This is a genomic window from Kitasatospora sp. NPDC002522, from assembly GCF_053595195.1.
Genome location: NZ_JBSFXE010000032.1, coordinates 37,584 through 58,719, shown reverse-complemented (window position 1 = coordinate 58,719; position 21,136 = coordinate 37,584). Strand labels below are relative to the sequence as shown.

Sequence of the window (21,136 nt, the reverse complement as noted above, 5' to 3'; positions counted from 1 at the left end):
ACACCGGTCGAAACCCCTGCCTGCCGTGGCCGCCGTCACAGCCGCTTCCGGCGGGGGCGGCCGGGACCCTTGCGGCGCCTGGTCGAGAGCCCAAATTCCCTGCGGCGCCGAGATGTTGGGCACCCCCTGTGAGCTTCTTCATAGACCCCCCGGTGCGGGCGTCCTGACGGGCGGTCAAGCCTCCCTCCCCGCACCGGAGATGGGTGCCCGAAGGGCCGGAAATCGGCCCGTTTCGGGGTGTTTGCCGCGCCCTGCGGGCTCGTGCAGAGTCGACGTTGTGCCCAGGGCCGATCCGAGTGCTCCGGGCAGAGGCGCAGCCGACCGCGAGACCAGCGCGGTGCCGCGCACCCGACGAGCAGAGCGCCGTCGGGCCGGCCGTCCCGGCCGTGGAACCCCGCACCGTCGCGGGGCCCCCGTATGTCCGACCGGGACCGGCATGACCTGAACCGACTCTCGGAGGTACCTCATGCGAGCGATCAAGAACAACCTCGGCCGATTGCCCAAGGTGCGGATGGGCCACCACCTGGGCCACCGTCGCCTGCCCGACGCCTTCCTCGGCGTCGGTCTGATCGGAGCGGTCGCCGTCGGCGCCGTGCTGCCGGTCAGCCAGGCGATGGCCGCGCCCGCCCACCGCACCGACGCCGCCGCCGTCGCCTCCGACGGCCGGAGCACCGACGAGACCGCCTCCCGCGGCACCGACCGCGCCGCGTTGCCCACCGGGCAGCAGACCCCGGCCGCCGAGCAGGCCCAGCCCGCGCAGCCGGCCGAGCAGCCCGCCGTGCAGCCGGCCGCTCCGGCCCAGCCCGAGCAGCCCGCCGCGCAGCCGCAGGCCGCCCAGCCCCAGCCCGCCGAGCAGCCCAAGGCCGCCGAGCAGCCCAAGGCCGCGGAGCAGCCGAAGCCCGCGGAGCAGCCGAAGCCCGCCGCGCAGCCCGCCGCGCCGGCCAAGCGCACCTACCCGAACAACCTGGACGGCTGGATCGCCGAGGCCCGCGACGTGCTCGCCGCCGCCGGCAAGCCCGTCCCGTCGGCGAAGGCGATGCGCGCCGCCGCGATCGCCGAGTCCTCCGGCAACCCGAACGCCGTGAACGGCTGGGACTCCAACGCCAAGGCCGGCACCCCGTCGATCGGCCTGACCCAGATGATCCAGCCGACCTTCCGCACCTACGCGCTGCCCGGTCACAACGACATCCGGAACCCCGTCGACAACCTGATCGCCAGCTCGCGCTACTGCGACGCGCGCTACGGCGGCATGGACGCCATGGCCGCCGCCCGCGGCTACGGCGCCTACTGGCGCGGCTACTAAACCCCGCACCCCCCGCCACCTCTCGGCCCCCTGCGACGCTTCGCAGGGGGCCGAGGTGCGTTCGGGGCCCGCGGTGGCCGGGAGGTGACCGTGCGGGAGGGCGCGTCGCCGGGGTGGGGCGGTGTGCGGGCCCGCGGGACCGGGGTGCGCGACGATGGCCGTATGGAGCTGTCGTCGTTCGCCCGTTCCCGGACCGCGCTGCACGCGGTTGCCGAACACCTGCTGGCCGGGCCGCAGTACCGGGCCGCCGGGACGATCCGGCTGCGCGCCTACCCCGGCGGGTTCGCGACCAGGTTCGAGCCCCGGCTGCGGGTGCGCGGGACCGAACTGCTCGTCGCCGGGCGGGCGCTCGCACTCGCCGGGGCGAGCTGCGCGGAGCTCGGCGCGGCCGCCGGGATCGTCCCCGGGCTCCCCGACGGCCTGTACGGCGACGGGTCGGGGGTGCCGCTCGACCGGCCGCTGGAGCTGGACGCGGCCGGGGCCGAGGCGGTGGCCCACTGCTTCGCGCAGGGCGACGCCGCGCTGCGCGCCCTGTTCGCCGACGCCGACCCGGTGCTGTGGCCGGAGCACTTCGACCTCGGTGTCACCGTCGACGCGGTGAACTACGGCGTCTCCCCGGGCGACGCCCACCTGCCCGAGCCGTACGCCTACGTCGGCCCGCACACCCCGCGCCCGGGCGCGTTCTGGAACGCCCCGTTCGGCGCCACCCGCACCCTCGCGGAACTGGGCGACCTCTCCGCCACCACCGCGTTCCTGGCCGAGGGCCGCCGGCACGCCGCCGAATCCTTGTAGCTTCCTCCAAGCCGCCTGCGGATCATCGCTTCCGCCCTTGTGGTGATCTTCAAGATTCAGGCGTGAGCTGGCTTCCACCCCGGGTATCAGTGAGTATTGAACGTTGGGTGCGGCGCGCCCGAGGTGCGCCGCACGGCAACAGCCGTACCGCGCCCCCGGTGTACGTTTCCCCAGCCAGAGAGCCCCGACATGCGCTTCCTGAACGACCTCAAGCCCGCGTACGACTTGACGTACGACGACGTCTTCATGGTCCCCAGCCGTTCCGCCGTGGGCTCCCGGCAGGGCGTCGACCTCTCGTCGAACGACGGCACCGGCACCACCATCCCGCTGGTGGTCGCCAACATGACCGCGATCGCCGGGCGCCGGATGGCCGAGACCGTGGCCCGCCGCGGCGGCCTGGTGGCGATCCCGCAGGACATCCCGATCGAGGTCGTCTCCGAGGTGATCGGCTGGGTCAAGCAGCGCCACCTGGTGCACGACACCGCCCTCACCCTGGCCCCCGGCGACACCGTCGCCGACGCGCTGTCGCTGCTGCCCAAGCGCGCCCACGGCGCGCTGGTGGTGGTCGAGGGCGGCAAGCCGGTCGGCGTGGTCACCGAGGGCGACTGCCAGGGCGTGGACCGGTTCACCAGCCTGTCCGAGGTGATGTCCCGCGACCTGCTGCTGCTGGACGCGGGCATCGAGCCGCGCGCCGCCTTCGACCGCCTCAACGAGGGCCACCGCAAGCTCGCCCCCGTGGTCGCCCCCGACGGCACCCTGGTCGGCATCCTGACCCGCAAGAACGCGCTGCGCGCCACCCTCTACACCCCCGCCGTGGACGCCAACGGCAGCCTGCGGATCGCCGCCACCGTCGGCATCAACGGCGACGTGGCCGGCCGCGCCAAGGCGCTGCTCGAGGCCGGCGCCGACGTGCTGGTGGTGGACACCGCGCACGGCCACCAGGAGTCGATGATCAGCGCGCTGCGCGCGGTGCGCGGCCTGGACCCGCACGTCCCGATCGTGGCCGGCAACGTGGTCTCCGCGGACGGCGTGCGCGACCTGGTCGAGGCCGGTGCGGACATCCTCAAGGTCGGTGTCGGCCCCGGCGCGATGTGCACCACCCGGATGATGACCGGCGTCGGCCGCCCGCAGTTCTCCGCCGTCCTGGAGTGCTCCGCCGAGGCCCGCCGGCTCGGCAAGCACGTGTGGGCCGACGGCGGGGTGCGCCACCCGCGCGACGTGGCGATGGCGCTGGCCGCCGGTGCCTCCAACGTGATGATCGGCTCCTGGTTCGCCGGCACCCTCGAGTCGCCCGGCGACCTGCAGACCACCGCCGACGGCCGCCAGTACAAGGAGTCCTTCGGCATGGCCTCGGCCCGCGCGGTGCGCAACCGGACCTCCGAGGAGTCCGCCTACGACCGCGCCCGCAAGGGTCTGTTCGAGGAGGGCATCTCGACCTCCCGGATGTTCATCGACCCGGCCCGCCCCGGCGTCGAGGACCTGATCGACTCGATCGTCGCGGGCGTCCGCTCCTCCTGCACCTACGCCGGCGCCGCCGACCTGGAGGAGTTCCACGAGAAGGCCATCGTCGGCATCCAGAGCGCGGCCGGCTACGCCGAGGGCAAGCCGCTGCACTCCAGCTGGGCCTGACGGTCCGTCCGCCGCGTCCCGGCCCCTCCGTCACCGGCGGAGCGGCCGGGACGCGGCGTCTCCGGGGGAGGAGTCGGCACGCGGCGTCTCCGAGGGAGGGGCCGGGGCTCAGTTCAGGCTGAGCGGGGTGAGCAGCGCCCGGCTGACCATCCCGACCGAACCGGAGAGCGCCGCCGCCACCGCCTGGAACGCCGGCGGCATCCGGCGCAGCTCCCACAGTGCGAGCACGCTGGCCCAGGCGGCGTCGCGGGCCTTGTCGATGCTCCACACGCCCAGCACGTGCAGCAGCGGATCGGCCGACCGCAACTCGGCGGGCTCCGGCAGCAGTTCGGCCCGCACCTGGGCCTCGACCCGGGCGAGCAGCGTGTTGATGCGCAGGTAGTCGTCGGCGAGCTGCTCGGGGGTGCGGCCCAGCATCCGGCAGGTGTCGACGACCGCGAGCGGCAGGTCGTTCTCGATGTGCGCGTTCATCCCGGCCAACGCGAACTGCAGCGGCTGCACGCCCGCGGCCCCGCGCAGCTCGAACAGCGGCCGCCAGCACGCCGCCGGCTGCCGCCCCGCGCGGCTGTCGTCGACGGCGGCCAGGTAGCGGGCGGCGAAGACCGCGTCCAGCGTCGCCATGGCGGCGGGATCGCCGAAGAACCCGTCGGCGAGGTGGTCGCGGACCAGCCGGGTGACGGTGAGGTACATCGCGTTGAACACCGCCACCCCGTCGGCGGCGGGCCACTCGGTGGTCAGCGCGGCCATCCGGTCGACCACCTGATCGACCGTCAGCACCGGTGCGGTCATGGGGAGTCCTCCAGGGCGGGATGACGGTCCTATGGTCTGACGAATCCAGCCTGGCAGGTGGGTGTGCCGTCGCCAAGGGGCGACACGGGTGTCGGGGATCAACGGACCGGCCGTCAGCGCCCAGCCGTCACCGGGCATCGCCGGGCCGCACCGTCCGGAGCCCGGCGGCGTCCGGGCATCGCGGTGCCGGTCACCGGCCCGGTGGCTACGCGACCGGGTCGATGCCGAGGTCGGCGAGCAGGCCGCGGACGAGCTGCTCGATCCGGTCGCGGGTCGGGCGGACCGCGGCGACGCCCTGGCCGGCCGGGTCCTCCAGCTTCCAGTCCAGGTACCGCTTGCCGGGGAAGTAGGGGCAGGCGTCGCCGCAGCCCATGGTGATCACCACGTCGGAGGCTTGCACCGCCTCGGTGGTCAGCACCTTCGGCACCTCGGCGGAGACGTCGATGCCGACCTCGGCCAGCGCCTCGACCACGGCCGGGTTCACGGTGTCGGCCGGGGCCGAGCCGGCGGAGCGGACCTCGACCCGTTCGCCGCCGAGGCGGGTGAGGAAGGCGGCGGCCATCTGGGAGCGGCCGGCGTTGTGCACGCAGACGAACAGCACGGACGGGACGGCGGGAGAGCTCACGGGTTCATCCTTCAGGCAGGGCAGGGCAGGGCAGGGCAGGGCAGGGCAGGGCAGGGCGTGGCAGACGGGTTCAGCGGCCGGCGCCGGCCGGGTGGTGCTCGCCGTGCGGGACCGTGACGTCCTCGGTGGCGGCAGCCGCGGGGCGGCCGAACAGCGCGCCGACCAGGGCGACGCCGACCACCAGGCCGACCAGCTGGGCGGCGACGAACGGCAGCACGGAGGCGGGTGCGATGCCCGCGAAGGTGTCCGTGAACGCCCGGCCGACCGTCACGGCGGGGTTGGCGAAGCTGGTGCTGGAGGTGAACCAGTACGCGGCGCCGATGTAGGAGGCGACCGCGACCGGGGCGAAGTGCGCGCGGCCGGTGCGGGCCAGACCGAGGATCAGCAGGATCAGTCCGGCGGTGGCGACGACCTCGCCCAGCCACAGGTGCGGCGCCCAGCGGTCGTGGGCGGACCAGTGCACCAGCGGCTCGGCGAACATCGCGTCCGCCAGCACCGCGCCGCCGATCGCACCGAGGATCTGCGCGGGCAGGTAGGAGGCGAGCTCGCGCGGGCCCGGCCCGTCACCGGTGCGGCGGCCGGTCCACCAGGCGGCCAGGGTGACCACGGGGTTGAAGTGCGCGCCGGAGACGGGGCCGAGCAGGGCGATCAGCACTCCGAGGCCGAAGACGGTGGCCAGGGAGTTGGCGAGCAGCTGCACGCCCACGTCCTGCGAGAGCTCGGTGGCCTGGACGCCGGAACCGACCACGACCGCGACCAGCGCGCCGGTCCCGACGAACTCGACCGCGGTCCGACGTCCGAGCGGAGCCAACTCGGTCATCTCGCACCGCCTGCGGTCCGGGCGGCGGTGCCGGCCGGGTCCTGGAGCGAGGGGGCGGTGCCGCCCGGGGTCTGGAGCAGGGAGGACAACCTGGCCAGCGCGGCGGGCAGCACCCAGTAGTAGACCCAGGTCCCGCGGCGCTCGGAGCCGACCAGGCCGGCCTCGCGCAGCACCTTGAGGTGGTGGGAGATGGTCGGCTGGGAGACGTCGAACGGGCCGGTCAGGTCGCAGACGCAGGCCTCGCCGCCCTCGTGCGAGGCGATCAGGGACAGCAGCCGCAGCCGCACCGGGTCCGACAGGGCCTTGAACATCTTCGCCAGGTCGGCGGCGGCTTCCTCGCCCAGGGGTTCGCGGACCATCGGCGAGCAGCACGCCACCGCGTCGTCCTGGCCGAGCACCGGCAGTTCCAGATTCGACATACGTCTATGTTGACAGTCATCTATGAGCAGAGGCAAGCTCGCTGTATCGACGGATGTCGAAACAAGACCTCGGATCGGGGAGACCGTCATGTCCCGTGTTCAGCTCGCCCTGCGCGTCGCCGACCTCGAAGGCTCCATCGCCTTCTACTCCAAGCTGTTCGGCACCGAGCCGGCCAAGCGTCGTCCCGGCTACGCGAACTTCGCCGTCACCGAACCCCCGCTCAAGCTCGTCCTCATCGAGGGCGAGACCGGCGAGGACACCCGCCTGGACCACCTCGGCGTCGAGGTCGGCTCCAGCGAGCAGGTGGCCGCCGCGACCGGCCGGTTGAAGGACGCGGGCCTGGCCACCTTCGAGGAGACCGACACCTCCTGCTGCTACGCGCTCCAGGACAAGGTGTGGGTGCACGGCCCGGGCAAGGAGCCCTGGGAGGTCTACGTCGTCAAGGCCGACGCCGGCACCCTCGGCAAGCGCGCCGACAGCGCGCCGCAGGCCTGCTGCACGCCGGGTGAGGAGGCCCGCGACCCGGCTCGGACCCCGGCCGAGACGGAGGCCACCGCCGGCTGTGCGTGCGGCAGTTGAGGCAGCGGACAGCCGGGAAGCGGGTGGGCATCGGGCGGGGTGGAGCCGCGTCGCTGCACCGCTGCTGACGTCGGTGCCGGAAAAGCGGCTGCGCGGCGCGCGGGCGGTGTGGCTGCGCTGCGGACGGAAGGTGGTCGAGCTGACCTGAGCGGGCGTCAGCGGGCCTCCCGCGGGTGTCAGCAGTCCTTGAAGGCGGTGCAGACCGGCTGGGCCAGCGCCTTCAGGACGGCGTCGTCGGTCGGGGCGGACCAGGCCGTCCGCGGCTTGGCGCCCTTGGCGGTCTGGGCCCGCAGCGCCAGCTCGGCCACCGCCCCGCCCGACACCGTCAGGTACTCGTGCAGCTGCACGGCGGTGCCGTCCGGCTGAGGCACCGTCAGGGTCGCGGCCAGCTTGTTGGCGGCGTCCTCGGTGGTCACCTCGACCCGGGCGCCGGGCGCGGTGCTCGCGCAGTCCTTCAGTTCGGCGATCAGCCCGCCGAGGAACTCGTACGCGGCCTGCGCCTGCGCGCTGGAGGTGGCCGGGCCCCAGCTGCCCACCGTCTCGTCGGCCTGCCAGTCGCCGGCCTGGGCGCCGCCGAGCGCGGCGGTGGCGGACTTCATCGGCCGGGGCAGGTCCGCGGGCCGCTTGCCCCGGCAGACCTGCTCGAAGACGAAGACCGGCTCGTCGACGCCCCTGGCGGACTTCGCCGGGGTGCCCCAGTGGTACACGGACTCCAGCGGCACCGCCTGCGGGCTGATCCACACCGCGGGCAGCGGCGAGGCCTTCCCGCCGCCCGCCGAGACGGACGGCACGGCGGCCGACGGCGGGGCGGAGGACGGCGGGTCCGAGGCCGGGGCGGCGGCCGGGGAGGACGGGGCCGCGGCCGGCGAGGAGGCGGCCGGGGCGGGGGTGTCGTCGGGCCCGCAGGCCGTCAGGACGGCGAGGCAGGCCGCGGCGGCGGCGAGGCGGAACGCGCGCACGATGAAGGAATCCCCAGGGTGAAGGTCGGACGGGATGGCGGGAGCGGCGGCGGATCAGTACCAGTGCGGCTTGCGGCCCGGGTCCGCCTGCTGCACCTTGGCCGCCAGGTCGTGGCCGTCCGGGGAGACGTGGTAGCGGCTCATGATGTAGTCCATCGAGGCCGCCGCGTTCGCCACCGGGTCGTAGATGTCGGTGGAGGTGCCCTTCACGTGGTGCTCGGCGAAGGTGCCGGGGGTGGTCTGCCAGCCGCCGCGCGAGCAGTTCAGCGGCGCGCCGTCGGCCTGCACCGGCCCGTTGACGTTGACGTCGCCGGGGCCCTGGTTCACCTGCCACTTGGGCGAGTTGTAGCTGGACTCGCGCAGCGCGATGGTGAGCATGCCCTTGGTCCACGCCTCCCGCGCCTGCGGGTCGGTGATGCCCATCGCGTCCAGCGCCTTGCCGATGTACTCCCGGCAGGCCGCCTCGCCGCTGCCGTACTTGCCCTTGCCGCCGAAGGTGACGTCGCCCTTCGCGATCTTGCCGTCGTGCGAGACCGTGGGCGTCGGGTCGTTGCCGTGCTGGGTCGGCCCGGTCTTGCCGTGCTCGCCGCCCCCGGGCTTCTTGTCCCCGCCGCCGGTGTGCTTGCCCTGGCCGGGGTGGTTGCCCGTCCCGGGGCTCTTCGGCTTGGCCTTGTGCTCGCCGCCGGCCTTGTGGACGCCCTCGTGGACCTTCTTCTCGGCCTCCTGGTAGCGCTTGATCACGGTGGCGATCTTCTGGGTGTCCTCGGCCAGCTCCTTGGTGAGCTGCTCCTTGGCGGCGTGCAGCCGGTCCACCTGCTGGTTGATCGCCTCCACCTGCTGGAAGACCTGGGTGGCCACGGCGGCGAAGTTCAGCACGTTGCCCATCGCGCCGGACGCCAGGTCGGTGGCGACCGCCCGGGCCATCACGCCCTTGATCTGGCCGGTCCGCTGGGTCATCTCGCTCATCCGCTGCTGGACCGTCTGGAACTGCTGCTGGATCTTGGCCAGTTCGTCGAACCGGACCCCGAAACTCGCGGCCACCGCGTCTCTCCCCCGTAGGACCTGACATGCACTCAGGACGTTTATCCCACCACAGCGCATCCGCTGGCAATCACGGGCCCCTGCCCTACCCACAACCGCCATCCGGCAAACCCGGCGGCCGCAGGGTTCGCCGAGATGCCCGGCCGCGCGCCGCGCGCGATCATGGCAACTGCTCGCTGTCGCCCAGTCAGCGCCCGACCGGAAAGGCTGGGGTTCATGTTCCAACTCATCTGGATTCTGCTGATCGGCTTCGTGCTCGGCATGCTGGCCAAGCTGATCCTGCGCGGCCCGCAGTCCATCCCGTGGTGGCTGACCATGCTGCTCGGCGCGGCGGGGGCGTGGCTGGGCAACCTGGTCTCCGGCTGGATCGGGGTGCGGCACACCGGAGGCATCGACTGGACCAGGCACCTGCTGCAGATCGGCTTCGCGGTCGCCCTGGTGGCCCTGGTCGCCCCGGCCTGGGGCAAGAACCGCGTCGGACGCTAGCTTCCGGCTCCATCACCGCCCGTCGAGCACCCGGCTCGGCGGGCGGTGTGCTGCCCGGACGGCGCGCGTTCACCCGAACGGAGTAGCGCCGGTCAGCGGGGGTCGAGCCTGCCCGGAGGCAGCATGGTGGTGAATATCGGCGAGGGCTCCAGGCCCAGCTCGACCCGGGCCAGGTGGCGGTAGGCGTGGTAGTGCCGGACCGCCTCCACCAGGTTGTGCTCCGCCAGGTGGACCGCGACCACCGCGCGGTGGGCGCTCTCCCGCAGCGGCTCGATGCTGACCCCCGTCAGCGCGGCGTCCAGCGCGAGCGCGTACTGGCCGTGCCGGGCCAGCCGGCCGCTGAGCGACTCCAGGGCGTGCAGCCGCAGTTGCCGCAGCCGCTCGCGCTCGAAGACCACCCACTCCTCGTCCCAGCCCGGGAGCAGCTCGCCGGCGAACAGCAGCCCGGTGCCGCGCTGGTCGCCCGGCGGTCCCTCGGTGTCCACCACCCGCAGCGCGGTGCGGGCGAAGGCGTGGGTGTCGACGCTCAGCTCCTCGCGGAGGGCGAGCAGCTCGCCGTGGCACTCGAGGACGGGCCGGCTCGCGCGGTGCAGCCGCCACAGCGTGGTGCGCAGGCTGCCGTACGCGTGCTCCTCGGTGACCTCGGGCCAGAGCGTGCCGGCCAGGACGCCGCGGGTGGTCGGGCCGTTCAGGGCGAGGAAGGCGAGCAGGCGGCGGCCGGGGGTCTGGACGGCGACCGAGGCGCCGTCGGCGTCCTCCAGCCGGAAGGTGCCGAGCAGCCGCAGTGCGGGTGTCGGCAGCGACGTGTCGTACACCATCGGGGGCCCGTTCTCTCTCCCGGGAACTCCCGCACAATATACCCGAGTTCAGGGCATTTCCGGCACGCTGCGCGACCGCGCCCGGACGCTGGGTGAGCAGGTCCGGGCGCGGGTCGCTTGACGGTGGGTCAGCAGCTCCACCAGTCCGGGACGTGCATCGCGACCAGGCGGGCGCCGCCGAGCACGGTGCCGTCGTCGGTCTGCTGCACGATGTCGAGGGTGTGCACCTCGCCCGGGTCGCCCTCGCACTCGAGGGTGACCAGGACCGGGGACAACTCGCCGGGCCGGATGGTCAGTCCGGCCCCGCAGCCGTCGCCGCCGTGCCCGCCCCAGCCGCCGCCCGGGTCGCCGCCGCCCCAGCCGCCACCGGGGCCGGGACCGCCGTCACCACCGTTGCCGTCCTCCGCGCCGCGCAGGTGCACGGGGCCGCCGCCCTGGCTCTCGCCGTCCTCGCAGTGGCGGTTGGTGCGGACGGTGAACTGGGCGTCGTGCCCGGCGACCCGGATCTCGGCGGGCTCGGGCATGCCGGTGAGCATCAGCCGCCCGCCGCCGCGCAGCCAGGTCCGCTCCAGCGGTTCGGTCTGGCAGGGCGCCGGGACCACGGGCGGCTTCGGCTTGCCGTCGACCAGGTCGACGAAGCAGTGGGCCAGCAGCAGTTCCTGCTCCACCGCCCCGATACCGCCCTCGCGGTCGAGCTCCCAGGCCCGCGCCTCGAAGTCCGCGGCCTCCACACCTGCGTTGGCCAGCCGGAGGACGAGGCTCTTGAGCTTCTGGGACGCCGGCAGCACGGCGATGTTGCGCTGCGCGTAGTGGCGGTCGTTGAACACGTCGAGGAACCCGCCGAGCCGTTCCGCCCCGTCGGGGGCGGGCTGCCCCTCGTAGTAGCAGTTGACGGCGATGCAGAGGTGGCCCCCGTTCTTGGTCTCGTCCCCCGACAGCGCGTTCCAGGTCAGGTGGGCGACGCGGGACTGCGTGCTGGACAGGGGGTCGTCGATCTGGGTCCTCACCCCGGAGGTCCCGTTGGTGCTGGGCCGCGACGAGGCCGGTCCGACGCCGCCGGCGGTGTAGTCGCAGACCCAGGCCTGGACCTGGACGCCGGTGTACGGCGTCGGATTGGTGCTGTTCACCGTGACGTGGATGTAGTTGGCCCCGATGTACGCGGCGGGCGTGTTCGGGTCCGTCGGACTGGTCTGGGTGTTGCCGTTGGCGTCGGTCAGCCAGATCTCCGACGAGGCCCAGGGCGTGGAGCCGGGCGGGATCGCGGACTTGCCGTCGTCGTCCGACTTGTACTTGACGTAGAGGGTCATGCGGTCCGGTTCCTTGCTGTGGTGGCGGTCGGTCAGGAGGTGAGGCAGGTGATCTGGAAGCAGCTCAGCCGGACGTCGGCGGGATTGGTCGAGTTGCTGACGTCCGCGACCAGGAAGTAGTGGTACTGGTCGTTGTCGACCTGGGCGGCGGGACCGGCCGGCACGGCGGTCGAGGTGTCGAAGTCGCCGGTCCCGAGTGTCAGTTGGACGACCTGCTCGCTGGCCGACCCGGCGGCGAGGCTCTGCCGGCGGAGGGTGACGTGCAGGGCGCCGACGTCCTTGTGGCCGCAGGCCCGCAGCTCCTTGATGGTGCTGCCCTGCGGGAGGGAGACGGACATCATGCCGTTCGCGTTGTCGGTGTCGTTGGGCTTGGCGGCGCCGCCGGTCACGTGCGTCCACGGGGTGCCCGTGGCGACGAGCGTCGGGGTGAGGGTGATCTTCACCAGCTTGGGCGGGGGCGTCTGGAGGGCGCCGGCGATCTGCGCGATCACCTCGGCCAGGCGGGCGAACTCCGCTTCCAGGGCGTGGAAGCGGATGTTGAAGCCGTTGTCGCCGGCGGCGCGGACCCGGTCGACGTTGTCGACCCAGTCGGTGTGTTTGAAGCCGGGGGTGTAGCTGACGCTCATCGGGGTGCCCTCCTCGGGACGCGGGCGGCGGTCACTGGTCGAGGCCGTAGGTCCAGCCCGGTGGGCGGGGGCCGCGGGCGCGGAAGTCGGGGTAGGTGTACGGCGGGAAGGGGTCGAGCAGGGCGGCCTGGAGTTCGGGGACGTGCGAGCGGATCAGGGCGGTGTCGACCTCGACCCCGATCGGGCAGAGGTGGTTGAGCACGTTCATCGCCAGGTCGTACTGGTCCTTGCTGATCACGAACCGCCCGCCGCCCTGCTCGACGGCCTGCAGCGCCGGGGACGGCTCGACCCGGAAGGTGTAGGGCGGGGTGGCGTCGGAGAGCTGCAGCACGGCGCGGACCCGGACCGGGCCGGCGCGCAGGCCGAGGACGCCGGTGCGCGGACGGGTGGTCCCGGTGAGGTGGGCCTGCGCGCCGCCGGTGACCCGCAGCGACCAGACCAGGCGTTCGCCGAGGCCGGTGCCGAGCGGCCAGTTGGCCAGCAGGTCGCCGTCGGCGGCGTCGAGCACGCCGACGGTGTCGGCGACCTCCGCGCTGCACCCGACGTAGCCGCGGGTGGCGTCGGCGGCGACGGCTGCCGCACCGGGCAGGGCCAGCGAGCCGGGCAGGCCGGGCAGGGTGTGCGGGGTGCCGTCGGCCTGGCGCAGGCGGACCTGCCCGCCGGCCGGGTCGAGGACGTAGAGCACGGTGCCGGCGGGGTCGAGGGCGAGGGCCGTGGGCGCGGGTCCGAGGTCGGTGAACGAGGCCTGGACGGCCGCGGTGGCCAGGTCGACCACCTGGAGCGCGCCGGGCACGGTGACGTACGCGCGGCTCGCGCCGACGGCCAGGCCGCGGGGCGGGCCGGACAGCGCCACCGTCTGCGCCGCGGTGAAGCCGGGCAGCGCGACCGCGCGCAGCACGCCGTCGGCGGTGGCGGCCCACAGCCGGGACCCACCGGGCTCGCTGCGCACCGCGACCACCGGCGAGCCGAGGTCGAGGGTCCGGGTGACGGCCCGGGCCACCGGGTCGACCTCGGCGAGGACGCCCGAGCGCAGCCCGGCGTAGGCGCGCGGCTGGGTCGGGTGGTGGACGACGTCGGACGGGGCGGCGGGCAGCGGGATCTGCCCGGCGACCCGGGTGTCGGCGGTGGTGAGGACGGTGAGCGTGGTGTCGCCGGTGTCGGCGACCAGCAGCCGGGCGCCGTCGGGGGCGGCGGCCAGCGCGCCGGGGGAGAGACCGACCTTCACGCAGGCGGTCACCGAACCGCTCGCCGGGTCGAGCGAAGTGACGCTTCCGGTACCGGAGTTGACGGTCCAGAGCCGGCCGGCGGCGAGCGCCAGGGCGGCGGGCGCGGCGCGGGCGATCTCGAAGGTCGCGGTGCCGCCCTCGTCCACGGTGTCGGGGCCGCTGATCGGGGTGGCCGGGCCGGCGTCCTGATCGAGCGTCAGGACGGTGCCGTCGTTGGCGACGCGGCTGAATCCGGCGGCGTGGGCGAGCGCGCCGAGCCGGGCGAGGGTCGCGGTGGAGCCGCCGGGCGCGAGGGTGACGGAGCGTCCGGCCGCCGCCGGGCCGGTCGCGCCCGCGTCCCAGGCGGAACGCAGCTCGGGGTCGCCGGGCGGGAGCAGGGCGGCGAGCGCGGTGAGGCGGGCGGCGAGGGCGGGATGGACCCGGCGGGTCTGCGGCCCGGCGCCGGCGGGACGGGCGTACCGGGCGGGGGCGTCGACCAGGTGGACGGGGTGCAGGCGCTCGTCGGGGCGCAGCGGTCCCGGGGCGGGCCCGCCCGGCCGGCCGGTGGCGGCGATCGAGGTGCCGGCGGGCAGCTCGGCCAGGCCGATCCGCAGCGTCCGCGCGGCGGAGAACGCCCTTCCCCGGTCGCGGAGTTGGACCTCGATGACGAGTTCGCCGGGCAGATCGGCGTGCAGCCGGACGTCGCGCTGGTCGGCCCGGTCGGTGATCGAGGCCCGGCCGTCGCCGCACGGGACGAGCGACCAGCGGACCGCCGCGCCGGGCGGCGGCGCCGGTTCGAGGCGCAGCGCCAGGACCTGGCCGGTGAGCACGTCGGAGCCGTTCTCGGGGGTGGCGGTGCCGCCGGAGCCGGTGAGGATCTCCAGCGAGCCGGTGGAGCGGACGGCTGCGTACACCAGGCCGGGGTCGAGGCCCGGGGCCGGCAGGTGGGCGGCGAAGCCGAAGCCGGCCCGGACCGCCTGGGCGGCCAGCTGCTCCGGCGGCAGCACCGAGTGGCTCAGCAGCACGGCCCGGCCGACCGCGCGCAGGTCCGCGGCGGCCGGGTCGAAGCCCTGCCGGACGCGCAGCCGGCCCGGGCCGGCTGCCAGGGCGTCCAGCAGGGCGCGCAGGGCGGTGCGGGCCGGGACCCGCAGCAGCCGCGGGTCGGCCTGCGGGCCGGGCGCGGGGGGTACGGGCGGGGCGGGCGGCGGGTCGAAGTCGGCGCGCGGGTCGGTGGCGTCGACCAGCAGCGACGGCGCGAAGCCCTCCCGGTCGGGCGCGCCGAGGACGTCCGCCTCGGTCAGCCCGCGCCGCCCGGTGTCGTCCAGGGTGTCGCCGGCCGGGAGCCGGACCGGCAGGACGGTCAGCAGGCGGGTGGACTGCAGCAGGGTGGCGTCGGTGTCGGTGACCTGGAACGGGTCGGGCACCCGGTCGGGGCGGCCGGCGACCTGGACCTGGCCGACCACCTCGTTGAGGGTCTCCTGGACACCGAGCCGGGTGGGCAGGACCCACCGGCGGAAGGCCCGCAGCCGCCGCCGGTAGGAGGCGTCGGACTCGCCGAGCACCGGATGGAAGGCGGTGCGGGCGACCGTGGACAGCCGGACCTCGTCGACGGTCCCGGCGAACGCGGCGGTCGGGTCGGGGCCGGCCCGGCCGATCCGCAGCAGCGCGGTGTTGGCGAGCGGGCCGGTGAGCGCGGGCGCGGCGGGGGTGGTGGCGGTGGCCGCGACGGCGGTGAGCGGGGCGAGGGCCACCGTCTCGCCGTCGACCAGCAGCCGGACCTGCGCGGCGGCCCGGTCGACCACCGCGGCGAGGTGGCTGAACCGGACGACCGGCAGGCTGCGGTCGGCGTACAGGTCGCGGGAGGCGGCGCCGTCGCCGATCCGCAGCCGGACGTTGCGGGCGATGCCCCGGCCGAAGTCGCCGACGCTCAGCGCCCAGCCGGCCTTGGTCGGGTCGGCGGGGTCGGGGTGCTTGGAGAGCACCGCGCCCTCGCCGGTGGCGGAGTCGGGTTTGACGAAGCACTCGGCGGTCAGGCTCGCGGCGGCGCCGGTGTCCAGCGCCGGGTCGTGCGGGACCGCGATCTCCGCGGTGGGCGCCGCGAACCGCATCCCGGTGCCGAACCGGCCGGGCACGCCCGCCCGCACCCCGCCGGTGGCGGTCCCGGGGTGGCCCGCGCCGCCGCCCAGGTACAGCGGCCGGCTGTCCTGCACCGGGGCGCCCGGCGCGTCGTCCAGGTGATGGAGCGTCAGGGTGTCGTCCTCCTGCCCGTACGGGCGGGGCGGGAAGCGGGGCACGCCGAGGTCGTAGCCGATCCGGTCAAGGGTGGCGCCGAAGGCCCGCTCGCTGGAGCGGACGGTCCGTCGGATGTCCGCCGCGAACCGGTCGAGCACGTCCCGCTCCACCCCGGCGACCCAGAGCAGCCGGGCGAGGTTGCCGAGCAGTGCTGTGAGCCGCCAGGTCTCCGACACCGGGAGGGCGGTCGGCGTGGGGTCGCAGGCGACGGTGCGCAGCACGGCGCGGGCGGCGTCGGCGGCGGGCAGCACCACCGCGAAGGACGCCCCGGCGACGGTGTCGGCCGGGACGGCGACGGTGACGGTGCGAAGCGCGCCCGCCACCAGGTAGGCGACCGTGAGGGTGCTCGCCGCGGGCACGTCGACGACGGCGGTGAGCACGTACAGCGGTCCGGGATCGACGTCGAACCGGGCCCGGTGCTCGGCGAAGTCGTAGGCCACGACCTCCGCGGCACCGCCGGGGGCGGGCTTGAGCGGCAGGTCGAGGGTGTCCGCGCCGCGGGCGAACGGGGCGGTGAGGGCGGCGGTCATCCGGGGGAGGGCGGCACCGGTCATCGGGGCGTCACCTCCGGCTGAGCGACGAGGAGTTGGGGGCGGGCGGGACCCCGTCGGAGTCGGAAGCGGCCGGGGCCCGGGGGGCGTGTCATCGGGGCATCACCTCCAGGTCGAGGAGGGCCGAGTCGATGGTGAAGACGGCGATCTCGGTGGGGCCCATGACGAGGTTCTCGCCGGGGGCGGCTTCCACCTGGTCGGTGGCGAAGGGGACGCCGCCGAGGGTGATGCGGCCGAAGACCGGGGGGCAGCGGCGCAGGCGGAGGTCCTGGACGTCGCTGACGCCCGGCTGTTCGACCAGGGCGCGCATGACCTGGCTGTAGCGGACGTCGCCGCCGAGCGCGAGGCCGCCGATGTCGGCGGCCAGCCGTTCGGTCAGCGCACCGACCAACACCTGCGCGTCGTAGCCGGGTTGGGTGATCAGGCGGGCCCGCAGGCCGACCTCGATGTGGTCGGCCTCGACGACCTGCGGGTGGATGCCGACCGGTCGGACCCGGTCGATCGCCGCGGTGACCTGCTCGAACAGGCCGCTGACCGGCCCCTCGGTGCGCCAGGGCCGGGCGAACTCGTGGGCGACCACCACGCTGAAGAAGTACGGTTCGCCGATCCGCCGCTCGTCGCTGAACAGCCGCTGGTCGAAGGGGAAGACGCCGAAGTAGCTCTGCGAGACGTCGACCCCGCCGAGCGGATCGGAGAGCAGCACGTCCGTCACACCGGGCACGGACAGCACCGCCTCGCGGACCGCGGCCGGCGTCCACATGGTGCGGGAGCGGCCGAGCAGCCCGCTGCGGTAGGTCTCGTCGTCCTCCTGCGCGGCGCCGCCGGTGAAGGCGCGCGGGTTGGTCACCGTGAAGGTGGTCGGCGGGGCGACGTTGAGGTAGTGCGCCTGGTAGTCCGGGTCGATCGCGACGATCTGACGGGCCGTCACGTCGCCGCCCGGTCCGGCGACGAAGGCCCGGGCGCCGACCGTCGCGGTGTCCGCGGCGGCGCTGAGCCGGACGGTGGCGGTGGTGTGGAAGGCGGTCACCGGGGCGGCGGTGACCAGTACGGTGCCCTCGGGCAGCACGTACACCCGGTCGGGCAGCGGGTTGTGGACGGTCAGGGTGACCTCGCCGGCGGAGGCCAGGTTCGGCCGCCGCACCCCGAGGTCCTCGCCCAGCAGGTCGAGGTCGTCGCCGAGCGCGGTGGACAGGAAGCCCGCGTAGTAGAGGTCCTCCAGCCGTCGCCACAGCCGGGCGTCCTCGGCGGCGGTGACCTGGAGGACCTTCATCAGCGCGCTGGTGTCGGTCAGGTCGGTGTCCGGGCCGAACGCGGCCTTCGCCCGGTCCCTGGCCTCGTCGCGCAGGGTGTGGAACTCCTTGCGGACGAAGCCGCGTTCGGTGATCCCGTAGTCGGCCATCAGAGCGCCACCTCCACCGGCACGGTGTGTTCGGCGCCGTCCACCGCGAGCAGGGTCACCCGGACCTGCCACAGGCGGCGTGAGCCGCCCGGCGGGTCGAGCACCTCGATGTCGCGGATCTCGCGTACCCGGGCGTCGCCGCCGAGGGTGCGGACCAGGCTGAGCCGCAGCAGGTCCTGGGCCTGCCGGGCGGTGACGGCTCGGGTGAACACCTCGGTGACGTCCAGGCCGTAGTCGGTGGCGAACCGGTCGCTGCCCAGCGGGGTCAGGACGCGCAGGACCAGGGCCTGCACCAGGTTGGGCAGCCCGGCCAACTCGGTCAGCCGGCCGTCCTCGACGGCCAGGTCGCCGTCGCGCAGCTCCAGGCCGTGGCCGAGGCTCGTCGTGCTCGCCATGTGCTCCTCCAGCTCGGGGTGGGTCGGTCGGGTTCAGCGGGCCCGCAGGGTGGTCTGACCGGGTGTCAGCACGGTCAGCACGCCGGGCGGAGCGCCGTTGGTGAGGCCGCTGACCGTCTCCAGCAGGGCGGGCCGGCCGCCGGCCGTGAGCGTCGCCGCGGCGCCGCCGGCCACCGAGACGACGGCGCTGCACTGCACCGTGGTGCCGGACGTGACCTGGGTGCAGCCGGCGATCGGCCTGCCGTCGAGGTCGCCGACGGCCAGCACCGGCGCGCCGCCGGCCTTGAACGTCCGCTGCCCGGGGGTGATCTGCACCGTCCCGCCGTGGCCGCAGCCGATCGACGCGTCGGCGTTCAGGACGGCCGGCATCAGCCCACCTCCACGGACGAACCGCTGATCGTGATCTTCCCGTCGGCGAGGGTGATCGACGCGCCGCCGGACTTGAGCGTGATCGCCTTGCCGCCGGTGTCGACGGTCACCGCGCCCTTGGCGTCGACGGTGACGGTGGTGCCGCTGTCGTGCTCGACCAGCAGCTGCCCGGTCAGTTCGTCGGGCAGCTCGGGGCGCTCGCCGACCTCGGGGAGCAGCTTGTCGCCGACGCTGATCCGCAGCCCCCTGGCCTGCAGCACCCGCCGGCCGGCCGCGTCGGTCAGGTCGTTGACGCCCTTTCCGGTCGGCAGGCCCTTGCCGTCGAGCTTGGTCGGCAGGCACAGCCACCAGTCGCCGGGGCGGTTGCGCGGCGGCGCGTACGCGGGCTGCTCGGGCCACAGGAAGCCGGTCACCACCGCGTCGTTGACCAGGCCCCGGTTGTGCGCCAGCACGGCCCGCATGCCGGGCAGCACCGGGACCATCAGCCCGCAGCGGTGGAAGGCGAACGGAGAGGCGATCGGCCGCTCGTGCAGCAGCGGTTGGCGGTCGACGGCGCTCTCGACGCTCGGCGCGACCACCTCGGCGGCCGGCGACTGGCCGTAGTGCAGGTCCGCCAGGTGACGGCTGGTCCGGCCGTCCGCGTACGTCGCCACCTCGCCGACGTCGATCGCCGGGTGGTCGGCGCCGACCTGCTCGACCAGGTCGCGCATGCGCTGGCGGACGCCGTCCGCGCCGGTGCTGCACACCGCCCGCTCGCCGGGTGCGGCGACCACCAGCACCACCTCGCAGGTGTAGCCGCGACGGCTGTCGAAGAGGTGCCGGACCCGGTCGATCCGCAGCGGCCCGGGCAGGGCGTCGCGCGGGTCGGCGGTCTCCAGCACGGCGCGCCGCCCGGGCCGGACCGCCGGGTCGCCGAGCACGGTCAGCCGGGCGCTGGTCCGCGCGCCGCCCGGCTTCCCGCCGCCGAGCGGCGCCGCGGCCGCCGCCGCCGCGCCCGCGGCCGCGGCGAGCCCGTCGGCGTCGCCGTCCCCGCCGGCCCCGGCCGGGACCAGGTCCTCCGGGTCCTCCTGGACGTGCTCCAGGCTGACGATGTGGTCGTCCGCGGTGAACCGCAGCGGCGCGCCCGCGTCGACCGCCGCGCCCATCCGGATCACCCCGTCGCCGATCACCAGCGGCGCCTTGGCGGCCTTGGCGATCTGGTCGAGCGCCGACAGGCAGTCACCGGCCCGCTGGCTGAAGTTCCTGGCGGTCGGCAGCCCGTCGGCCGAGGCGGTGACGGTGATCGGGTCCTTGCTCGCCGCGGCGGCGAGCGCCCGTACGGCGGCGGTCAGCGGCTGGTCGCCGGGCTGCGCGGCCCGGACGGTGGTGAACGCCAGCCGGTACCCCGCGCTCTCCATGCCGCGCAGCTCGGTCAGCAGGTCGCCGGCGTCGGTGACGCTGGTGCGGATGCCGGTCAGGACGCCGCGCAGCACCGGGGCGCTGCGGCCGGCGGGGTCGTCGAAGTAGCCGAGGCCGAGGGTGACTTCCACCGGATCGTGCCCGGCCAGGGCCTCCGCGTGCCGGGTCTTGAGCGTCTCGACCACGTCGGCCGGCAGGTTGGTCAGCTTGGCGGTGAAGGTCGAGGCGGCGGCCCCGGAGAGCAGGTCGATCCGGATGTCGGCGTCGAGCACGTACTCGCCGGCGAACACGTCGTTGGACACCCGCAGCGGCACCAGCCCGCCCGGCCCGGCCCGGTCCACCTGCAGTTGGAACCAGATCACGAAGCCCATCGCAGCGCCACCCCCGCCCGGACCTCGGACCCGTACGCGCCGGCCGCGCCGAGGTTGCGCGGGTCGACCGTCAACGCCACCGGCAGCAGCGCGAGTTCACTGCCCGTCAGCTCCACGCCGGGCACCAGCTTGCGGCGCAGCACCACCCGGGCCGGGCCGGGCGTCTCGCGGGTCACGGTGGCCACCATGAACGCGCCCGGCTCCGGCAGCACCAGCGGCCGGCCGCCGGCCAGCCGTTCCTCGTCGACCACGGTGACGGTGAGCGCGACGGTGTAGACGTTGGCGCCGAGGGCGAGCCGGAAGGCCTGCGGGAAGCCCTCGTCGGCGTCGGCCGGCAGCAGCAGGTACCGCGAGAGGTCCACGGCGGGCGGTGTGGTCACGGCGCTTACCCGGCCAGCGGGACGGACGCGGTGCGCGGCACCGGGGCGGCGGGCGGGGTGGCGCCGGCGAGCGCGGTACCCGCGGCCAGGGCGAGGTCGGCGGCCTCGCCGAGCGCCGCGCTGACGGCGGAGCGCGGGACGTGACGCAGCGTCAGGCTGACGTCCAGTGCCTCCCGGCGGCCCGCGGACTGGCTGAAGCGCAGGTCGGTGATCTGCATGTCCAGGCTGACGGTCAGTCCGCACACCACCGGGATGCCGGTGCTCGCCAGCAGCGGCGCGGCGGCGGCCACCAGCACCCGGGAGACCAGGGCCAGCGCCTCCAGCTCCTTCTTCACCAGCAGCCGGTCGGGGCCGGGCAGCAGGGCCTCGATCGCGATGGTCTTGGTGGTCGGCGCGGTGGCCTGCGAGAAGCGGCTGCCGGAGATCCGCTCGATCTGGTAACCCTCGCTGATGCTGAGGCTCTGCACGTACAGCAGCGGCACGGTGCCGATCAGCACCGGGGTGTTCCGGTCGGCCATCTGCGCTCCCTCGCTCGTGGACGTATGCGGCTGGCGGGTGGACGGATCTGGTGGACGGCGGCCG

At 74.8% G+C, this 21,136-nt stretch carries 21 protein-coding genes; 5 read left to right on the top strand and 16 right to left on the bottom strand.

Going from position 1 to position 21,136, the window contains the following annotated elements:
• The first annotated feature begins 466 nt into the window (after window positions 1–466).
• The 3 genes from ACWD4U_RS25100 to ACWD4U_RS25090 all read left to right on the top strand — a co-directional run bounded on the left by ACWD4U_RS25100 (window position 467) and on the right by ACWD4U_RS25090 (window position 3,724).
• Window positions 467–1,303: a lytic transglycosylase domain-containing protein gene (locus ACWD4U_RS25100; protein ID WP_363456906.1), complete on the top strand. Its 837-nt coding sequence runs from the start codon at window positions 467–469 to the stop codon at window positions 1,301–1,303.
• Between the two features lie 162 nt (window positions 1,304–1,465).
• Window positions 1,466–2,095 (top strand): hypothetical protein, encoded by a 630-nt coding sequence (locus ACWD4U_RS25095; RefSeq protein ID WP_363456909.1) that lies wholly within the window; start codon window positions 1,466–1,468, stop codon window positions 2,093–2,095.
• 189 nt (window positions 2,096–2,284) lie between these two features.
• On the top strand, window positions 2,285–3,724 hold the full coding sequence (locus tag ACWD4U_RS25090) for a GuaB1 family IMP dehydrogenase-related protein (protein ID WP_363456911.1): 1,440 nt from the start codon (window positions 2,285–2,287) through the stop codon (window positions 3,722–3,724).
• A gap of 108 nt (window positions 3,725–3,832) precedes the next feature.
• Here ACWD4U_RS25090 and ACWD4U_RS25085 read toward each other — a convergent pair whose 3' ends face one another.
• The 4 genes from ACWD4U_RS25085 to ACWD4U_RS25070 form a co-directional block, all read right to left on the bottom strand.
• Entirely contained in the window at window positions 3,833–4,513 is a 681-nt protein-coding gene (locus tag ACWD4U_RS25085) for a DUF5995 family protein (RefSeq protein WP_363456914.1), read from the bottom strand.
• A 205-nt stretch (window positions 4,514–4,718) separates the two neighbouring features.
• Window positions 4,719–5,138: an arsenate reductase ArsC gene (locus tag ACWD4U_RS25080; RefSeq protein ID WP_363456917.1), complete on the bottom strand. Its 420-nt coding sequence runs from the start codon at window positions 5,136–5,138 to the stop codon at window positions 4,719–4,721.
• Window positions 5,139–5,208: 70 nt separating this feature from the next.
• On the bottom strand, window positions 5,209–5,958 hold the full coding sequence (locus ACWD4U_RS25075; protein WP_363456920.1) for an aquaporin: 750 nt from the start codon (window positions 5,956–5,958) through the stop codon (window positions 5,209–5,211).
• Window positions 5,955–6,377: an ArsR/SmtB family transcription factor gene (locus ACWD4U_RS25070; RefSeq protein ID WP_449787306.1), complete on the bottom strand. Its 423-nt coding sequence runs from the start codon at window positions 6,375–6,377 to the stop codon at window positions 5,955–5,957. The genes ACWD4U_RS25075 and ACWD4U_RS25070 overlap by 4 nt, the downstream gene beginning before the upstream one ends.
• 88 nt (window positions 6,378–6,465) lie before the next feature.
• On the opposite strand from ACWD4U_RS25070, the gene ACWD4U_RS25065 reads away from it, so the two are divergent.
• Window positions 6,466–6,957: an ArsI/CadI family heavy metal resistance metalloenzyme gene (locus tag ACWD4U_RS25065; protein ID WP_363456923.1), complete on the top strand. Its 492-nt coding sequence runs from the start codon at window positions 6,466–6,468 to the stop codon at window positions 6,955–6,957.
• 176 nt (window positions 6,958–7,133) lie between these two features.
• On the opposite strand, the gene ACWD4U_RS25060 is transcribed toward ACWD4U_RS25065, so the two are convergent.
• Together ACWD4U_RS25060 and ACWD4U_RS25055 are read right to left on the bottom strand one after the other, a co-directional pair.
• A complete protein-coding gene (locus tag ACWD4U_RS25060) occupies window positions 7,134–7,916 on the bottom strand; it encodes a hypothetical protein (protein WP_363456926.1) in 783 nt (260 codons plus the stop codon).
• Window positions 7,917–7,970: 54 nt separating this feature from the next.
• Window positions 7,971–8,957, bottom strand: coding sequence for a hypothetical protein (locus ACWD4U_RS25055; protein ID WP_363456928.1), 987 nt, complete (start codon window positions 8,955–8,957; stop codon window positions 7,971–7,973).
• Between the two features lie 216 nt (window positions 8,958–9,173).
• Here ACWD4U_RS25055 and ACWD4U_RS25050 point away from each other — a divergent pair, with 216 nt between their 5' ends.
• On the top strand, window positions 9,174–9,443 hold the full coding sequence (locus tag ACWD4U_RS25050) for a GlsB/YeaQ/YmgE family stress response membrane protein (protein WP_363456931.1): 270 nt from the start codon (window positions 9,174–9,176) through the stop codon (window positions 9,441–9,443).
• Window positions 9,444–9,535: 92 nt separating this feature from the next.
• Here ACWD4U_RS25050 and ACWD4U_RS25045 read toward each other — a convergent pair whose 3' ends face one another.
• The 10 genes from ACWD4U_RS25045 to ACWD4U_RS25000 form a co-directional block, all read right to left on the bottom strand.
• Complete coding sequence (locus tag ACWD4U_RS25045) at window positions 9,536–10,261, bottom strand: AfsR/SARP family transcriptional regulator (RefSeq protein WP_363456934.1); 726 nt, start codon at window positions 10,259–10,261, stop codon at window positions 9,536–9,538.
• A 128-nt stretch (window positions 10,262–10,389) separates the two neighbouring features.
• Window positions 10,390–11,568 carry a hypothetical protein gene (locus ACWD4U_RS25040; RefSeq protein WP_363456937.1) on the bottom strand — a complete coding sequence of 393 codons (1,179 nt, stop codon included), beginning with the start codon at window positions 11,566–11,568 and terminating at the stop codon, window positions 10,390–10,392.
• 32 nt (window positions 11,569–11,600) lie between these two features.
• Window positions 11,601–12,194, bottom strand: a complete 594-nt coding sequence (locus ACWD4U_RS25035) for a hypothetical protein (RefSeq protein ID WP_363456939.1) — start codon at window positions 12,192–12,194, stop codon at window positions 11,601–11,603.
• A 31-nt stretch (window positions 12,195–12,225) separates the two neighbouring features.
• A complete protein-coding gene (locus ACWD4U_RS25030; protein ID WP_363456942.1) occupies window positions 12,226–16,245 on the bottom strand; it encodes a LamG-like jellyroll fold domain-containing protein in 4,020 nt (1,339 codons plus the stop codon).
• Window positions 16,246–16,333: 88 nt separating this feature from the next.
• Window positions 16,334–17,641 (bottom strand): baseplate J/gp47 family protein, encoded by a 1,308-nt coding sequence (locus ACWD4U_RS25025; RefSeq protein ID WP_363456945.1) that lies wholly within the window; start codon window positions 17,639–17,641, stop codon window positions 16,334–16,336.
• Window positions 17,641–18,036 carry a hypothetical protein gene (locus ACWD4U_RS25020; protein ID WP_363456947.1) on the bottom strand — a complete coding sequence of 132 codons (396 nt, stop codon included), beginning with the start codon at window positions 18,034–18,036 and terminating at the stop codon, window positions 17,641–17,643. Before ACWD4U_RS25020 ends, ACWD4U_RS25025 begins: the two co-directional genes overlap by 1 nt.
• Window positions 18,037–18,069: 33 nt before the next feature.
• On the bottom strand, window positions 18,070–18,405 hold the full coding sequence (locus tag ACWD4U_RS25015) for a hypothetical protein (RefSeq protein ID WP_363456948.1): 336 nt from the start codon (window positions 18,403–18,405) through the stop codon (window positions 18,070–18,072).
• A complete protein-coding gene (locus ACWD4U_RS25010) occupies window positions 18,405–20,174 on the bottom strand; it encodes a hypothetical protein (protein WP_363456951.1) in 1,770 nt (589 codons plus the stop codon). Before ACWD4U_RS25010 ends, ACWD4U_RS25015 begins: the two co-directional genes overlap by 1 nt.
• The gene (locus ACWD4U_RS25005) at window positions 20,162–20,554 is read right to left on the bottom strand and encodes a hypothetical protein (protein ID WP_363456954.1); all 393 of its coding nucleotides are present in this window, start codon (window positions 20,552–20,554) and stop codon (window positions 20,162–20,164) included. Before ACWD4U_RS25005 ends, ACWD4U_RS25010 begins: the two co-directional genes overlap by 13 nt.
• Window positions 20,555–20,559: 5 nt before the next feature.
• Window positions 20,560–21,072: a hypothetical protein gene (locus tag ACWD4U_RS25000; protein ID WP_363456957.1), complete on the bottom strand. Its 513-nt coding sequence runs from the start codon at window positions 21,070–21,072 to the stop codon at window positions 20,560–20,562.
• Window positions 21,073–21,136 lie beyond the last annotated feature (64 nt).

What these genes read in the sequence shown, in the direction of transcription:
- ACWD4U_RS25100 (WP_363456906.1), top strand. Translation starts at nt 467, where the DNA reads ATGCGAGCGATCAAGAACAACCTCGGCCGATTGCCCAAGGTGCGGATG.
- ACWD4U_RS25070 (WP_449787306.1), bottom strand. Translation starts at nt 6,377, where the DNA reads ATGTCGAATCTGGAACTGCCGGTGCTCGGCCAGGACGACGCGGTGGCG.
- ACWD4U_RS25025 (WP_363456945.1), bottom strand. Translation starts at nt 17,641, where the DNA reads ATGGCCGACTACGGGATCACCGAACGCGGCTTCGTCCGCAAGGAGTTC.
- ACWD4U_RS25010 (WP_363456951.1), bottom strand. Translation starts at nt 20,174, where the DNA reads ATGGGCTTCGTGATCTGGTTCCAACTGCAGGTGGACCGGGCCGGGCCG.
- ACWD4U_RS25090 (WP_363456911.1), top strand. Translation starts at nt 2,285, where the DNA reads ATGCGCTTCCTGAACGACCTCAAGCCCGCGTACGACTTGACGTACGAC.
- ACWD4U_RS25015 (WP_363456948.1), bottom strand. Translation starts at nt 18,405, where the DNA reads ATGCCGGCCGTCCTGAACGCCGACGCGTCGATCGGCTGCGGCCACGGC.
- ACWD4U_RS25030 (WP_363456942.1), bottom strand. Translation starts at nt 16,245, where the DNA reads ATGACCGGTGCCGCCCTCCCCCGGATGACCGCCGCCCTCACCGCCCCG.
- ACWD4U_RS25085 (WP_363456914.1), bottom strand. Translation starts at nt 4,513, where the DNA reads ATGACCGCACCGGTGCTGACGGTCGATCAGGTGGTCGACCGGATGGCC.
- ACWD4U_RS25000 (WP_363456957.1), bottom strand. Translation starts at nt 21,072, where the DNA reads ATGGCCGACCGGAACACCCCGGTGCTGATCGGCACCGTGCCGCTGCTG.
- ACWD4U_RS25045 (WP_363456934.1), bottom strand. Translation starts at nt 10,261, where the DNA reads ATGGTGTACGACACGTCGCTGCCGACACCCGCACTGCGGCTGCTCGGC.
- ACWD4U_RS25020 (WP_363456947.1), bottom strand. Translation starts at nt 18,036, where the DNA reads ATGGCGAGCACGACGAGCCTCGGCCACGGCCTGGAGCTGCGCGACGGC.
- ACWD4U_RS25050 (WP_363456931.1), top strand. Translation starts at nt 9,174, where the DNA reads ATGTTCCAACTCATCTGGATTCTGCTGATCGGCTTCGTGCTCGGCATG.
- ACWD4U_RS25065 (WP_363456923.1), top strand. Translation starts at nt 6,466, where the DNA reads ATGTCCCGTGTTCAGCTCGCCCTGCGCGTCGCCGACCTCGAAGGCTCC.
- ACWD4U_RS25035 (WP_363456939.1), bottom strand. Translation starts at nt 12,194, where the DNA reads ATGAGCGTCAGCTACACCCCCGGCTTCAAACACACCGACTGGGTCGAC.
- ACWD4U_RS25095 (WP_363456909.1), top strand. Translation starts at nt 1,466, where the DNA reads ATGGAGCTGTCGTCGTTCGCCCGTTCCCGGACCGCGCTGCACGCGGTT.
- ACWD4U_RS25075 (WP_363456920.1), bottom strand. Translation starts at nt 5,958, where the DNA reads ATGACCGAGTTGGCTCCGCTCGGACGTCGGACCGCGGTCGAGTTCGTC.
- ACWD4U_RS25040 (WP_363456937.1), bottom strand. Translation starts at nt 11,568, where the DNA reads ATGACCCTCTACGTCAAGTACAAGTCGGACGACGACGGCAAGTCCGCG.